We start from the raw sequence: 15,507 nt of genomic DNA on the forward strand, positions 1-15,507 counted from the left end.
GCCGACGGCTAGCATAAAGCATGCAAAAAGAGGCGCGGATTCCGCGAAACACTGGTTTTTAGTGCGTCAGATCTCTATAATCTCGCGCAACCTGGTTCACCCTCAATTTATTAATTAGCCGTAGATAAACAGGCTGGGACACTTCACATGAGCGAAAAATACGTCGTCACCTGGGACATGTTGCAAGTCCATGCACGTAAACTGGCAAGCCGCCTGATGCCCTCTGAACAATGGAAAGGCATTATTGCCGTTAGCCGTGGTGGTCTGGTGCCGGGCGCATTGCTGGCGCGTGAATTGGGTATTCGCCATGTCGATACCGTATGCATCTCCAGCTACGATCACGACAACCAGCGCGAACTGAAAGTGCTGAAGCGTGCCGAAGGCGACGGTGAAGGTTTTATCGTCATCGATGACCTGGTTGATACCGGTGGTACCGCCGTTGCGATCCGCGAAATGTATCCTAAAGCGCATTTCGTCACGATCTTCGCTAAACCGGCTGGTCGCCCGCTGGTGAATGATTATATTGTTGATATTCCGCAGGATACCTGGATTGAGCAGCCGTGGGATATGGGCGTGGTATTCGTTCCGCCGATCTCTGGTCGCTAATCTAAAAAGTTTTCAACGCCCGCACTGTCGGGCGTTGTTCTTTTTGTGCGGTGTCAGGTTACACTATGCCTTAGTGAGTACTCATGGAGGCCGTAATCATGTCGCAGGCTAACCTCAGCGAAGTTCTGTTTAAACCCCGCTTCAAACATCCTGAAACGTCAACGCTGGTTCGTCGTTTTAACCACGGCGCGCATCCGTCTGTGCAGTCCGCTCTGGATGGCAAAACAATCCCGCACTGGTATCGCATGGTGAATCGCCTGATGTGGATCTGGCGTGGGGTCGATCCGCGCGAAATCCTCGAAGTGCAGGCCCGCATCGTGATGAGCGAAGCCGAGCGTACGGATAAAGAACTCTACGACACGGTCATCGGCTATCGCGGCGGGAACTGGATCTACGAGTGGGCGAAGCAGGCGATGGACTGGCAACAGAAAGCATCTATGGAAGAGGATCCACAGGTGAGCGGACGCCACTGGCTGCATGCTTCCACGTTGTACAACATTGCTGCTTACCCCCACTTAAAAGGTGATGAGCTGGCAGAGCAGGCTCAGGCTCTGGCTAATCGCGCTTATGAAGAGGCTGCACAGCGTCTGCCGGGTACGCTGCGTGAGATGGAATTTGCCATTACCGGCGGCGCGCCAATCACTGGCTTCCTGCACATGCCAAAAGGCGACGGCCCGTTCCCGACGGTGCTGATGTGCGGTGGTCTGGATTCTATGCAAACCGACTACTACACCCTGTATGAGCGCTATTTCGCTCCGCGTGGTATCGCCATGCTGACGCTGGATATGCCGTCGGTTGGGTTCTCGTCAAAATGGAAACTGACCCAGGATTCCAGCCTGCTGCACCAGCACGTATTAAAAGCGCTGCCTAACGTTCCCTGGGTAGATCACACCCGCGTGGCAGCCTTCGGTTTTCGTTTTGGCGCTAACGTCGCAGTACGCCTGGCGTATCTGGAATCATCGCGTCTGAAGGCGGTGGCCTGTCTGGGACCGGTGGTTCATGCGCTGCTTAGCGACCCGCAGCGCCAGGCAAGCGTTCCGGAAATGTATCTTGACGTTCTGGCCAGTCGTCTGGGGATGCACGACGCCTCCGATGAAGCGCTGCGCGTTGAGCTTAATCGCTATTCATTAAAAGTGCAGGGGCTGCTGGGCAGACGTTGTCCGACGCCAATGTTGTCGGGATACTGGAAAAACGATCCGTTTAGCCCGGAAGAGGAGTCTCGATTAATCACCTCTTCATCTTCTGACGGTAAGCTGCTGGAGATTCCATTCAACCCGGTGTATCGCAATTTTGACAAAGGTCTTCAGGAAATAACCGGTTGGATCAATCAGAGATTGTGTTAAAAGTTTGCTAAATTTTAGCGATTTGGTAAAACAGGTGCTTCACCTAAGGAGATCGTAATGACGTTACCGAGTGGGCATCCGAAAAGCAGATTGATCAAAAAATTCACCGCGCTTGGCCCTTACATCCGCGAAGGGCAGTGCGAAGATAATCGATTCTTTTTCGATTGTCTGGCTGTTTGCGTCAACGTGAAACCGGCACCAGAGAAACGTGAATTTTGGGGCTGGTGGATGGAACTGGAGGCGCAGGAAAAACGCTTTACGTACAGCTACCAGTTTGGTTTGTTCGATAAAGACGGCAACTGGACTGCCGTGCCGATTAAAGAGACTGAAGTGGTAGAGCGACTGGAATACACCTTACGTGAGTTTCATGAAAAGTTGCGTGGGTTGTTAACGACGCTGAATCTGGCGCTGGAGCCTGCCGATGATTTTAAGGATGAACCGGTTAAATTAACGGCATAACGAACAGCAAAATGCCGGATGGCGGCGCAACCCCATCCGGCATTTTTTATGTTACATCAGAACTGATAAACCATACCGACGGCCACGATATCATCATCGTTGATGCCCAGTTTATTATCGCTATCCAGTTGGTTGATTTTATAATCAACAAACGCAGACATATTTTTGTTGAAATAGTACGTTGCGCCCACGTCGATATAATTCACCAGATCCTCATTACCAACGCCTTCAATATCTTTACCTTTCGACAGCACATAACCCAGTGACGGACGCAGACCAAAGTCAAATTGGTACTGAACAACCGCTTCGAAGTTCTGCGTTTTATTGGCAAAGCCGCCGGAAACAGGCGTCATATTGCGTGTTTCGGAGTACATGGTCGCAATATAGATATCGTTAGCATCATATTTTAAGCCGGTTGCCCAGGCTTCTGCTTTATCGCCAGTACCCCGGTTTTGCAGGTTCTGCTGATTGGTACGGTCGGAGTTGGTATACGCACCACTGATGGCGAAATCGCTACCGCCAAAGTCATACGTCACGGAGGTACCAAAACCGTCTCCGTTCTGTTTTTTCACATCGCGGTCCTGGTTTTTACCCTGATATTGCAGGGTAAGATCCAGACCATCGACGACGCCGAAGAAGTCGGTATTACGGTAGGTCGCCAGGCCGCTGGCGCGTTTGGTCATAAAGTTATCGGTTTGCGCTGAGGAGTCGCCGCCGAATTCCGGGAACATATCGGTCCACGCTTCCACATCGTACAGCGCACCCAGGTTACGACCATAATCAAATGAGCCAAGATTTTTTAATTTCAGACCAGCAAAAGCCAGACGCGTTTTTTGCTGGTTGGAGTCACTTTCGGCTTTATTACCGGCAAACTCCGCTTCCCAACGGCCATATCCCGTCAGTTCATCGTTAATTTGCGTTTCGCCTTTAAAACCTAAACGGATATAGCTCTGGTCGCCGTCTTTGCTGTCATAATCCGTCATGTAATGCATAGCTTTTACTTTGCCATACAGATCCAGTTTATTGCCGTTCTTGTTATACACTTCCGCTGCCTGTACGGATGCCGACGCAACAATTCCCATCACCGCTAATGCCAGAGTGCTCTTTTTCATTTTCATTCCCGATTAAAAAGTACGCGCTAATATTTACTGGGTGTGATCCCCGTTAAAAGACAGGAAGGTTTTTAACGTCTGGCAATGAACGTTTTATGACAAAGTAAGAGTAATTTTAAAAAAAGATGTTTTTTTGTTTCTGTAATAAAGGCGTCAAAATCTGCCGCTACGCTTGCTGATCCTGCGCAATAAAATTTCATGCTTTGTGCGCTGGTTGTTGGCAACCGGGGCCAGTCCTGCTAAAACGTTCGTTTGATATCATTTTCCCCAATTTTGAATGGCAGAGAATCATGAGTGACAGCCAGACGCTGGTGGTAAAACTTGGCACCAGTGTGTTAACGGGCGGATCGCGCCGCCTGAACCGCGCCCACATCGTAGAACTGGTTCGCCAGTGCGCGCAGCTCCATGCCGCAGGGCATCGTATTGTTATCGTTACTTCGGGCGCGATTGCTGCCGGACGTGAGCATCTTGGTTACCCTGAGCTCCCGGCAACGATAGCCTCGAAACAGCTGTTGGCGGCGGTAGGGCAGAGCCGATTGATTCAACTGTGGGAACAGCTGTTCTCGATATACGGTATTCATATTGGGCAGATGCTGCTCACGCGTGCGGATATGGAAGACAGAGAGCGCTTCCTCAACGCCCGCGATACGCTGCGCGCGCTGCTCGATAACAACATCGTTCCGGTTATTAATGAGAACGATGCGGTGGCGACCGCCGAAATTAAAGTGGGTGATAACGACAACCTGTCGGCGCTGGCAGCGATTCTGGCCGGGGCCGATAAGCTGCTGCTGCTGACCGATCAGCAGGGGCTGTTCACCGCCGATCCGCGCACCAATCCGCAGGCGGAGCTGATCAAAGATGTGCACGGTATTGATGATGCGCTGCGCGCCATTGCCGGAGACAGTGTCTCTGGCCTGGGTACTGGCGGCATGGGGACTAAACTGCAGGCCGCCGATGTCGCGTGCCGTGCCGGGATCGACACCATTATTGCCGCAGGTAGCAAGCCGGGCGTGATTGGCGACGTGATGGAAGGCGTTTCCGTTGGGACGCGTTTTCATGCTCAGGCTTCTCCGCTGGAGAACCGTAAACGCTGGATCTTTGGTGCGCCGCCGGCCGGCGAAATTACCGTCGATGAGGGCGCAACAGGCGCTATTCTGGAGCGCGGCAGCTCATTGCTGCCAAAAGGTATTAAAAGCGTGACAGGCAACTTCTCTCGTGGTGAAGTGATCCGCATCTGCAATCTGGAAGGGCGCGATATTGCCCACGGTGTCACTCGCTATAACAGCGACGCGCTGCGCCGTATTGCCGGACACCACTCACAGCAGATTGATACCATCCTGGGCTATGAATATGGCCCGGTTGCTGTCCATCGCGATGACATGATTACCCGTTAAGGAACAGGCATATGCTGGAAAAAATGGGCATTGCTGCCAAAGCCGCGTCATACAAGTTGGCGCTGCTCTCCAGTCGCGAAAAAAATCGCGTACTGGAAACAATCGCTGATGAGCTGGAAGCACAAACCGAAAGCATTCTCAGCGCAAACGTACAAGATGTTGAGCAGGCGCGAGTCAATGGCCTGAGCGATGCGATGCTCGACCGCCTGGCCCTGACGCCGGCGCGTCTGAAAGCGATTGCTGACGATGTGCGCCAGGTGTGTCATCTCGCCGACCCGGTCGGGCAGGTGATTGACGGCGGGCTGCTGGACAGCGGTCTGCGTCTGGAGCGTCGTCGCGTCCCGCTGGGCGTGATTGGCGTGATTTATGAAGCGCGTCCAAACGTTACTGTCGACGTGGCTTCCCTGTGCCTGAAAACCGGCAATGCGGCGATCCTGCGCGGGGGAAAAGAGACGTGCCGGACGAATGCCGCGACCGTAGCGGTGATCCAAAAGGCGCTGGAAGCCTGCGGTTTACCCGCCGCCGCCGTGCAATCGATAGACAACCCGGATCGCGCGCTGGTCGCTGAAATGCTGCGTATGGATAAGTACATCGACATGCTGATCCCTCGCGGTGGCGCGGGTCTGCACAAGCTGTGTCGTGAGCAGTCGACTATTCCGGTTATCACCGGCGGCATTGGCGTATGTCATATTTATGTTGATGATACCGCGGAGATCGACCCGGCGCTGAAAATTATCGTCAACGCCAAAACCCAGCGTCCGAGCACATGCAATACTGTCGAGACGCTGTTGGTGAATCAGAGTATCGCTGAGCGCTTCCTGCCTGCTCTAAGTCAGCAAATGGCAGAACGCGGCGTGACGCTTCATGCAGATGATGCTGCGCTGGCCGCATTGCAGGCCGGACCGGCAAACGTCATGGCGGTAAAAGCGGAACAGTATGACGATGAGTTTTTATCGCTGGATCTGAACGTGAAGATTGTCGCCGATCTGGATGACGCCATTGCCCATATTCGTGAGCATGGTACTCAGCATTCCGATGCGATTCTGACGCGTACGCTGCGCAACGCCGACCGTTTTGTGAATGAAGTCGATTCTTCCGCTGTGTACGTAAACGCCTCTACCCGTTTTACCGATGGCGGTCAGTTTGGACTCGGTGCGGAAGTCGCCGTGAGCACGCAAAAATTACACGCTCGTGGCCCAATGGGGCTGGAAGCACTGACCACTTACAAGTGGATTGGCTTTGGTGACGACACGATTCGTGCGTAATTGAAACCGGGTGATGCAAAAATAGGCGTTTGATTCACAAGGCCATTGACGCATCGCCCGGTTAGTTTTAACCTTCTACCCCGTGTTCGCATTCGTGGACATGTCCTTATCAGGGCCGATATAGCTCAGTTGGTAGAGCAGCGCATTCGTAATGCGAAGGTCGTAGGTTCGACTCCTATTATCGGCACCATTTTTCTATGTCTCCGGACTGATTTTTCCCATTTCCTGTACCAGGCTCAGATCGTTTGATGTCATCAGCACGATGAGCAGCATCATCATCCCATTGTACTCAAATATATCTTCTGTATTACCGCTATCCTCCTTCCAGAAAAAGGAGCAGCGACAGCCGCTCCCTTCTGGCATCAGGATTTTGGGAACACCCAAACATGTTTTTCGGGTAACGCCAGGTGGCAGTGCTGAGGATCGCGAACTTCGTTGCCATAGGCGCGGATGACAAAATCATCAGCCACGGTGCGGAACAGGTACTCCCAGCGATCACCGAGATACATGCTGGTGAGCAACGGGAGAGCCAACTGGTTTTCGCCTGGCCCGTCGGCCAGCACCACTCGTTCAACGCGGATCACCGCGGTGCCCTCATAGCCAACCTGAACGCCGTCGCCCGCCTGACCCCACAGAACCCAGTCGCGTCCTTCAATACGTGCTTTGCCGTCGCGCACGTCAGTGACTTTGCCATGCAGACGGTTGTTGCTGCCCATAAACTCAGCGGTGAACAGCGTTTTTGGGGAACCATACATCTCTTGCGGTGTACCCTGCTGTTCAATTTTGCCGTTGTTGAGCAACAAAATGCGGTCAGAAATCGACATCGCTTCTCCCTGGTCATGCGTCACCATCAGCGCGGACAACCCGAGATTAATAATCAGCTCACGCAGGAATACGCGCGCTTCTTCCCGCAGTTTTGCATCAAGGTTGGATAATGGCTCATCGAGCAGGATCACGGGTGGGTTATAAACCAGCGCCCGGCCAATCGCTACACGCTGTTGCTGGCCGCCAGAAAGTTGATGCGGATGGCGCTTACCCAGATGTCCCAGGCCCAGTTGATCCAACACACCCTGTACCCGTTGGTTGATCTCTGCGGTGGAGACTTTGCGCAACTTCAGCGGGTAAGCCACATTCTCAAATACGGTTTTATGCGGCCACAAGGCATAGGACTGGAACACCAGCCCCAGATTACGCTCTTCGGCTGGGATTTCGCTGCGCGGGGTGCCGTCGTAGACCTTGTTGTTGCCGATGGTAATTGACCCTTGTGTCGGTTTTTCCAGCCCGGCCACCGCGCGCAGGAGGGTGGTTTTACCGCTACCGGACGGTCCCAGTAACGAAACCACTTCGCCCCGTTTGAGGTCCATGGTCACGCCCTTTAGCACCGGGTTATCACCGTAGGTTAAGTGCAGGTTCTCGACCGATAATTCAATCATGTAATTTCACTCCAAAACGTAGGGCAATACCCAGGCCCACCACCACCAACAAAATATTGATAAACGAGAGTGCGGCGACGATGTCGATAGCACCTGCCGCCCACAGAGATACCAGCATCGAACCGATGGTTTCCGTGCCCGGCGACAGCAGATAGACGCCCGTTGAATACTCACGCTCAAAGATCAGGAACATCAGCAGCCATGAGCCAATCAGCCCATAACGCGAAAGCGGAATGGTAACGTGGCGGGTAATCTGCCCACGCGTCGCACCGGTGCTGCGTGCCGCTTCCTCCAGCTCTGGCCCCACTTGCAGCAACGTTGAGGAGATGAGGCGCAGGCCGTAGGCCATCCATACCACCGTATACGCCAGCCAGACGCTGAAAATGGTGCTACGCAGCGAGCGCAGCCAGACAATCAGCGTGTCTCGCAACCACTGCGACCACGGCATGCCGGATAGCCAGCCGGATTTCAGCGCGTTATCGAGCCACATCGGCAAGAACAGGAACACCCACAGAAACGCCAGACCCGCGAGCAGGCCCGGCACTGCGCGGGGAACCAGCACGCTGTAGTCGAGAAAACGCGTGGTATTATCCGGCTTGCGATGCATCGCGATGCCGATAAACAGATAGCAACCTACCGCCAGCGCGCCGCCAATCACGCCAATCGCCATGGAGTTAACGATGGCCCGCAGCAGGTTCGGCTGTTCCCAGATGGTACGGAAGGTGCTAAGCGACAGCTCATCCCACAGCGACACACCCACACCCCAGTTGGAGATAAACGCACGCAGCACCACACCCATCAACGGTACGCCAATGGTAATGGTCAGCCAAAACGCAACCACAGCCCCCGCTATCCAGCGCCATTTACCCAGCGGTAACGCGCGGGCCTGTGAGGCTTTACCCTTCATGGTGACGAAGCGGTTAGCGGTACGCATCAGGCGACGTTGTAGCATGACCAGTGGGATGGTCAGGCAAATCAGCACCACCGCGACCGCCGCCATCAGGTGATACGACGGCGTACCCAGTTTATTGGTCAGCTGGTACAGGTAGGTCGCCAGCACCATGTTGCCTTCCGGATCGCCCAGCACCAGCATTAGACCAAAGACTTCCAGACCGAGGAAAAACAGCAGCACCACGGCGTACAGAATAGACGGGCGAACCATCGGCAGGCTGACCGAGGTCATCACCTGCAGCGGGGAAGCGCCGGAGATACGCGCGGCTTCCTCCACGTCTGAGCTCACGCTGCGCAGCGCTGATGAGATATACAGATAAGCGTGCGGTACGTGTGTCAGGCCTGCAATGACCACGATGCTCGACATGTCGTAGATATTCCACGGCACGAAGCCAATCAGCGACTGCGCCCACAGCGACAGGAAGCCCACCGGGCCTGCGGCCACCACATAGCCAAAACCCAGCACCATCGGTGAAACAAAAATAGGCACAAGGATCAGCGGCTCAATCAGACGTCTACCCGGTAGGTCGGTACGTACCATCAGGAAGGCCAGTATGCCGCCCAGAGGAATGGCGATAATGACCAGACCGAATGCGAGGATAAAGCCGCTTTTCAGCGCTTTATAGAAGTCAGGGTCGGTAAAAATAAAGCCAAAGGATTCAAGGCTCCAGTCCTTTGCCGGCGAGAAAAACGGCGCGGACAGAAAGCTTTGTATCACGATGAACGACAATGGCGTGTAGATAACCAGCGCGGTTAACAGCACGACGATGCCGCGCGGCAAGCTTTGCCACTTTCTGCGTAATGCATTCATAAGCGAGATCCGGTAACACGAATTCAGGAAACGAGCACCAGGCGCACCAGTGAACCGTGCACCTGGTTCTGGCTCTTATTTGGCCGCGGCTTCACGCCATTGTTTGATGTAGTCCAGACGTTTCTTCGGTTGCAGGTATTCAAGTAATGACTCATCAACCGGGATCGGCTTCAGCGCGCTACCCAGCATTTTGGTCATACCGTCGATGTCATTTTTACCTTCGATATCGTTACGGATAGAGGGAATATCGGCCTGGTTGGCGAGGATGTTTTGCCCTTTTTCAGACAGCACATAGTCCAGCCACAATTTGGCAGCATTGCTATGTTCTGCCTGCTGGCTGATGAAAGAAACTCGTGACAGCACCAGGGTGTAGTCCTTCGGATAGGAAATACCCAGTGACGGGTCGTTTTTGGCACGCGCTTCGGCGTAAGAGCCGAGGATATTATAACCAATCAGGTTTTCACCCGATGAAACCCTCTCCATCATCGTACCGGTGGACGATTGCACGGCTAACCCGCCTTTCGCCACGTCGGCCAATGTTTTGAAGTAGTTCGGATCGGCCTTGTAATCCAGCACCGATAGCATGAAGCCAACCCCGGATTTTTCGATATCGTAGGTGGTGACTTTGCTTTTGAATTTATCCACCTGGCCTGCAATCAGCTTTGCCAGCGCGGCGTGAGAATCCGGAACCTCGTTCGCCGGGATGAGGCGCTTGTTGTAAATAAACACCACCGGCTCGTAGGTGGTGCCGTACGCTTTGTTGTGCCAGACAGCCCATTTCGGTAGCTGGTTCTGCTCTGCTGAAACATACTCCATGGCATAGTCGGTCGCGAGCTTCATCGCAGTATCCATAGAGGAGCTCCAGATGACGTCACCGCTGCCGCCGCCAGCAGCCTGTTCGCTGATATAACGGTTATACAGCTCGGTGCTGTTCATATCGTTATATTCAACTTTGATGCCCGGATAGGTGGCTTCAAAGCCCTGAATCAGCGGCCCCGCCGCTTTGGTATCCGTTGTGGAGTAAACCACGACTTTGCCTTCTTTGGTGGCGGCATCAACCACCTTTTGGTAGTCAGCCGGATACCCCTGCGGTAGCGCGGACAGGGCAGAAAACGACATGAAAACAGCAGCAGGGATCAGAGAGATGCGGAATGTGTTTGTCATTATTATTAACCTTCTAGTTACACTTTGGGAACTGAAAGTCAACATAGCGGATGAGAGGGGAGAGACAAGAGGGGGAAGAGAGCCGGCTGGTGGAAATGTGATTGCTGGCGTTGTTTCGGTAATTAACACCATAGAAACCGTGAGCGCAGGGATTTGAGAGAACGGAATGCTCACCGCTGTAGGCCGGATAAGCGAAGCGCCATCCGGCACTATACGGAACGCAGCCGGATGGCGCTTCGCTTATCCGGCCTACGGAGTTGTCAATCAGCCCCCTTCCGGTACAACCGCCTTGGATGCCCAATATTCCCATACTGAATCTCAATCACAACAAACCCAATCTCCACGCAATACTCCAGATAGCGGCGACCCGTAGTTTTACTGATCCCTGCGTCTTCCACCACCTGTTCGACTGACCAACTGGTGTCAGGATGTTCGCTGAAAATACGCTTCACCCGCTCAAGCGTTGCAGGTTCAATGCCCTTTGTTGATGGCTGGGTTGATGCCTCACCCGCGGGTAAATTGAACAGTTTATCCAGTGCATGTTGGTCAACAACCTTCACCTGCCGCAGAGTGTGTACCAGCAACATAAAGCGCTCCAGCGAGGCCCGCAGACGGTGGGAAAATACGGGTTTTAGCAGGTAGTCAAACGCGCCGCTGCGCATAGCATGGCTGCAGGTTTGCATATCGCTGGCGGCGGTGATGAATATCACCGAGCATTCAAACTGTTTGAGCAGTGGGCTATCAATAAGCTCAACGCCCTGACCGTCCGGCAAATAGTTGTCCAGCAGCAGCAGACGTGGCTGATGGAGGAGGAGCAGTTCGCGGGCCTGTTCCAGCGATCCCGCGATTCCCACGATGCGCAGATGGAAGTTTTGCTCAATAAACTCCCGATGCAACTGTGCGAGATGCGGCTCATCTTCAACAATAACAACCTCAAGAGGGCGGATATCAGTCATGGGAAGATCCTGTTGAAAGAGAAATCTGGAACGGGATGAAAACCGAAAATACGGTACCCTGTGGGATGTTATTGCTTATTTCGATGCTGCCACCTGCCCGACGAACGTAGCCCACGACCAGGTACAGGCCAATACCATGTTCTGAACCGGTGAGTTCACTGCTGTCAGTGGGTTTACTGGTAAAGCCTTGCTCAAAAATATGCGGCTTCATGGCCTCATCAACGCCACAGCCCCGGTCAGCCACTTCAATCACCAGTTCGTGGTTGCGATCCGATATATACACTTCCACCGGCGCGGTACGTGCTGGCGTTTTCAGCGTGGCATCGACAGCGTTGTCCACCAGATTACCAATGACTGACATCAGCTCCGTTTCGCTCAGTCCTTCCGGCAGGCGCGAGAGCTGGCAGGCGGGATCGAAAACCAGCTCAACGCCTTTCTCGCGGGCACCGACATATTTCCCCAGCAGCAGGCCGCACAGCGCCGGAGAGACAAACTGCCTGGAGAGGAAATCCAGCACCTGCTGGGCCCCCTCTGACTGTACCTGGATATAACGCAGCGCATCGTCATAGCGCTGCATTTGCAGCAGACCGACGAGCGTCGCCGTCCAGTTGAGCTGCTCGTGGCGCATGATGCGCAGGTTATCGGCATAGCGGGTCACCTGGCTGAGTTGGCTGCTGAGCGTATTGATATCGTTCTTATCGCGGAAGCTGAATACCCAACCGCTTTGGGTGCCCGGCTCGACTTCAATAGCCACGCGGTTGACGATGGTTTCCCGTTGATTCAGGACGGTAATATGATCGTGATGGCGGCTGTCATAAGCGGTATTGCCTGGCGCGAAAAACGACGGTGGCAGTTGAATCACCTCATCCAGCGGCTTGCCGAGCAGCGCTTGTTCACTCTGGCGAATATTGAGCATCTCCCTGGCGGCGCGGTTGATGAGTATTAGCCGCTTATCGGCATTCACCGCAAACACACCTTCGTACATGGCCTCCAGTAACGCCTTTTGCTGTAGCACCAACTGGGCGATATCTTTGGGTTCCAGGCCGAACATCTGTTTTTTCAGCGTGCGGGTCAGTAACCAGGAAAAAATAAACAGCAGCAGCAGCAGGGCAAAGCCGTACATTCCGGTGCGCCACAGCAGTCGGGCGTTGATATTGGCGATGTAGGAGGTGAGGTAACCGACGGAGACAATGCCGATTACCTGATGATGGCTATCGAAAATAGGTGCCTTACTGCGTAACGAGACACCGATCCCGCCCTTACGCACTGTGATAATGGTTTTGCCCTTCAGTACATCAGCATTGTCGCCGCCGATCATCGGCAGGTTAAGGCGCTCCGGGGATTCTGAGTGGTAAAGATGCTGTTCACGCGCATCACCAATCACAATATAGCTGGCGTCGCTTTCGGCGCGCAGCGGCTGAATCAGTTGTGCGATACCGGGAATATCCCGCTGCTGTACTTTTTCTGCCAGACCGGGAATCAGGGCAATTTCGCTGGCCTGTACGCGCGCGCGTTGGCCCAAATCGTGGTGCAACTGACGGTCGATAAAGTGAAACAGCAATACGCCAAGCAGCGCCAGCAGAAGGCAGGAAAAAGCCACCAGTGAGAGGAACAGCTTTACCTGAAAGGACAATCTGAGTTTCATGTAGTCCGCAGCGGCCAGAGCAGAAAGGGTCATCTGAAAAGCCTATCATGCGAAAATACGAACCGTAATCGAGGGACGACAGAGTTGTGAACTGCCTACATTCTCCGCAAATTTCTGAGGCAATAAACGGTATGTCGACGATGCGATCCAACGACTGTATCCATTGAAAATGCGCATCGTTGACGGTGATTTTTTTGGCGCTTCCGGTCTATGACTCTGGGTGTCCGTCGATCGCGGCCTTCAGATCGCGATACTCTTCGCATTGGGTGCCGCAGATATTCTTAATGGTTGCCAGCTCCGCTTTCGCCAGGTCGGGGCGGCCTTTAACCATCCATGCTTCCCCAAGATATTCGCGCACTTTCGCATAGTGCGGATCAAGGGCAATCGATCGTTGGTAGTAACTTATCCCTTCATCCGTACGCCCTAGCTTGCGTGTCGCGTAGCCTCGATAGTTCCAGGCTTCACGCGTATTGGGCTGCTGTAAGGTATCGAGTAAATTGATGGCATCCTGATAATGGCCGGTTTTCGCCAGGTGATACGCATACTGCGTTTTATCCTGATCGTCGATCATGCTGCTTTTTTCTGGCAAACATTTTTGGGTTTTGTTGTCGTAAACCTGACCCTTCGGGCATGTTGGTGTGGTGGTATCGTCATTTCCCATGGCGCTGGCTGCAGCGGAGTAGAGCAGCCCGCCTGAGATCAGGCAAATCAACGGCAGTATTTTCGTCCTGGCGTGCATCTTCATGGTCCTGTCCTCTCGGTATGAGTGAAGGTTCTTGCATGCTGTAAACCGCGCAGACCATGCTTTATTCATTATCGATGCCTATAAATTGACCTGCCGTTTATTTTTAATACACCGCTTTATTAGCAAAGAAGGAGGAGCCGCTAACGAGGCTGTTGCGGCGCGCCAAATTTTCCGTACCACGGGAAATGGGGGAGCTTCTCTGATCCCCGCACTGGCACTAAATGCCATCCAGGTGGCAGTAAGAGGTGTATCTTCAGGCAGCCCCTGCGTTGGCTGCGCTCACTCACCCCAGTCACGTACTGGTGTACGCTCCTGGGGATTCGTTGCATCGCCGCCTTCCTGTAACTCGAATTATTTAGGGTATAGAAGATAAATAATATGGCTTTTTTTATTTATTCAATAATAAATAAAAAAAGCCACCTGAATTCCAGGTGAAATGTAACACAGAGATTATATGTTGCAATTAGCGATATTAAATATGACAGGTAAAGCTTGCCGGTATTAGAATTTCGCAACAATATATTTATAGATAATTTATATTTATCAAATGCACTTTGCGTTATCTAACTCATAAAAGACCCTTCTGACGGGTCTCTGTGTAGACTGTGATCCAGCCGATTGTTCTGCGGTATTTATTAATGTCCCGAGTCGTGTGAACTATAGTAAAGATGGCCGTTATTTCTCATTATTAATAACCGTGAGTGGAGGATGTGCATGAAGAAGATTCTGATGCTGGTCGGGGATTATGTCGAAGATTATGAAACGATGGTGCCTTTCCAGGCTCTGCAAATGCTCGGTCATCGGGTTGATGCCGTCTGTCCGGATAAACAACAAGGTGACTATGTTCAGACCGCCATTCACGATTTTGATGGGGCGCAGACCTACAGTGAGAAACCAGGGCATCGCTTCACCTTGAATGCGAATTTCTCTGATGCGCGCGAGGCGGATTATGACGCCTTGTTGATCCCTGGTGGGCGGGCGCCGGAGTATTTACGTCTGAATCCGGATGTCATTCAACTGGTACAAGACTTTAACTCTGCGGGTAAACCTATCGCCGCTGTGTGTCATGGCCCGCAACTGCTGGCGGCAGCCGGAGTGTTAGAAAACCGGACCTGCAGCGCGTATCCAGCGTGTGCGCCAGAAGTTCGGTTAAGCGGTGGGCATTATGCCGATATCGGGATTGATCAGGCGCACGTCGACGGCAATCTGATTACCGCGCCGGCATGGCCTGCTCATCCTGCCTGGTTGGCTAAATTTGTTGAAGTATTAATGAAGTAACGGGTACTGGCTTTGCAGGTCGGTATAACCCATCCGGCTATACCGACTGCAAAAAATTATCGTTGCAACGGATTTGATCAACTTTTTGGTTCTGAGCTTTTTAAACACCTCAAGCGTGCAGTCGCAGAGCAGCAATCCTTCACGGCTATAACATTCAACGGATGTGACGCGGCCAGCGCTGTCGTGGACGTGATCATCATGTGCAAAACGTGCAAACACACTGCGGTGTCCGCATTCGATTTCAGCGCATTGATAACCAGTCCGGCCTGATAAGGTCGGCAAACTGATTATCTGATGATGACATTCTCCAGCATCAAAGCCTCGGATTGAGTTGAAAGGTATTTA

The 15,507-nt window shown here is 53.0% G+C and carries 14 protein-coding genes and 1 tRNA gene; 7 read left to right on the top strand and 8 right to left on the bottom strand.

Annotation, left to right across the window (positions count from 1 at the left end; genetic code table 11):
• The first annotated feature begins 147 nt into the window (after positions 1-147).
• The 3 genes from gpt to crl all read left to right on the top strand — a co-directional run bounded on the left by gpt (position 148) and on the right by crl (position 2,408).
• Complete coding sequence (gene gpt / locus OGX91_RS11390) at positions 148-606, top strand: xanthine phosphoribosyltransferase (RefSeq protein WP_005133597.1); 459 nt, start codon at positions 148-150, stop codon at positions 604-606.
• 98 nt (positions 607-704) lie between these two features.
• Positions 705-1,949, top strand: coding sequence for an esterase FrsA (gene frsA, locus OGX91_RS11395; RefSeq protein ID WP_149691245.1), 1,245 nt, complete (start codon positions 705-707; stop codon positions 1,947-1,949).
• Positions 1,950-2,006: 57 nt separating this feature from the next.
• Complete coding sequence (crl, locus tag OGX91_RS11400; protein ID WP_005133595.1) at positions 2,007-2,408, top strand: sigma factor-binding protein Crl; 402 nt, start codon at positions 2,007-2,009, stop codon at positions 2,406-2,408.
• Between the two features lie 56 nt (positions 2,409-2,464).
• On the opposite strand, the gene phoE is transcribed toward crl, so the two are convergent.
• Positions 2,465-3,520, bottom strand: a complete 1,056-nt coding sequence (gene phoE, locus OGX91_RS11405) for a phosphoporin PhoE (RefSeq protein WP_040232850.1) — start codon at positions 3,518-3,520, stop codon at positions 2,465-2,467.
• A 290-nt stretch (positions 3,521-3,810) separates the two neighbouring features.
• On the opposite strand from phoE, the gene proB reads away from it, so the two are divergent.
• The 3 genes from proB to OGX91_RS11420 all read left to right on the top strand — a co-directional run bounded on the left by proB (position 3,811) and on the right by OGX91_RS11420 (position 6,369).
• The gene (gene proB, locus OGX91_RS11410) at positions 3,811-4,914 is read left to right on the top strand and encodes a glutamate 5-kinase (protein ID WP_005133587.1); all 1,104 of its coding nucleotides are present in this window, start codon (positions 3,811-3,813) and stop codon (positions 4,912-4,914) included.
• An 11-nt stretch (positions 4,915-4,925) separates the two neighbouring features.
• On the top strand, positions 4,926-6,179 hold the full coding sequence (gene proA / locus OGX91_RS11415) for a glutamate-5-semialdehyde dehydrogenase (RefSeq protein ID WP_199947200.1): 1,254 nt from the start codon (positions 4,926-4,928) through the stop codon (positions 6,177-6,179).
• A gap of 114 nt (positions 6,180-6,293) precedes the next feature.
• Positions 6,294-6,369: transfer RNA gene (locus OGX91_RS11420), tRNA-Thr, on the top strand.
• A 172-nt stretch (positions 6,370-6,541) separates the two neighbouring features.
• Here the strand turns inward: OGX91_RS11420 and OGX91_RS11425 are convergent.
• The 6 genes from OGX91_RS11425 to OGX91_RS11450 form a co-directional block, all read right to left on the bottom strand.
• Positions 6,542-7,612, bottom strand: a complete 1,071-nt coding sequence (locus OGX91_RS11425) for an ABC transporter ATP-binding protein (RefSeq protein ID WP_005133552.1) — start codon at positions 7,610-7,612, stop codon at positions 6,542-6,544.
• Positions 7,605-9,374, bottom strand: coding sequence for an ABC transporter permease (locus tag OGX91_RS11430; protein ID WP_005133551.1), 1,770 nt, complete (start codon positions 9,372-9,374; stop codon positions 7,605-7,607). Before OGX91_RS11430 ends, OGX91_RS11425 begins: the two co-directional genes overlap by 8 nt.
• A 75-nt stretch (positions 9,375-9,449) precedes the next feature.
• Positions 9,450-10,538 (bottom strand): ABC transporter substrate-binding protein, encoded by a 1,089-nt coding sequence (locus tag OGX91_RS11435; protein ID WP_286626293.1) that lies wholly within the window; start codon positions 10,536-10,538, stop codon positions 9,450-9,452.
• A 260-nt stretch (positions 10,539-10,798) separates the two neighbouring features.
• On the bottom strand, positions 10,799-11,494 hold the full coding sequence (locus OGX91_RS11440) for a response regulator (RefSeq protein ID WP_005133548.1): 696 nt from the start codon (positions 11,492-11,494) through the stop codon (positions 10,799-10,801).
• Complete coding sequence (locus OGX91_RS11445; RefSeq protein WP_188232278.1) at positions 11,487-13,139, bottom strand: ATP-binding protein; 1,653 nt, start codon at positions 13,137-13,139, stop codon at positions 11,487-11,489. Before OGX91_RS11445 ends, OGX91_RS11440 begins: the two co-directional genes overlap by 8 nt.
• A gap of 208 nt (positions 13,140-13,347) precedes the next feature.
• Complete coding sequence (locus tag OGX91_RS11450) at positions 13,348-13,884, bottom strand: tetratricopeptide repeat protein (protein WP_149691307.1); 537 nt, start codon at positions 13,882-13,884, stop codon at positions 13,348-13,350.
• Positions 13,885-14,592: 708 nt separating this feature from the next.
• On the opposite strand from OGX91_RS11450, the gene OGX91_RS11455 reads away from it, so the two are divergent.
• Positions 14,593-15,162 (top strand): DJ-1/PfpI family protein, encoded by a 570-nt coding sequence (locus OGX91_RS11455; protein ID WP_040232839.1) that lies wholly within the window; start codon positions 14,593-14,595, stop codon positions 15,160-15,162.
• On the opposite strand, the gene OGX91_RS11460 is transcribed toward OGX91_RS11455, so the two are convergent.
• A complete protein-coding gene (locus OGX91_RS11460; RefSeq protein ID WP_256376056.1) occupies positions 15,151-15,381 on the bottom strand; it encodes a YjhX family toxin in 231 nt (76 codons plus the stop codon). The genes OGX91_RS11455 and OGX91_RS11460 overlap by 12 nt on opposite strands.
• Positions 15,382-15,507 lie beyond the last annotated feature (126 nt).

It is taken from the genome of Citrobacter sp. Cpa228 (assembly GCF_030333085.1).
In the GTDB taxonomy this organism is placed as follows: Bacteria; Pseudomonadota; Gammaproteobacteria; order Enterobacterales; family Enterobacteriaceae; genus Citrobacter; species Citrobacter pasteurii.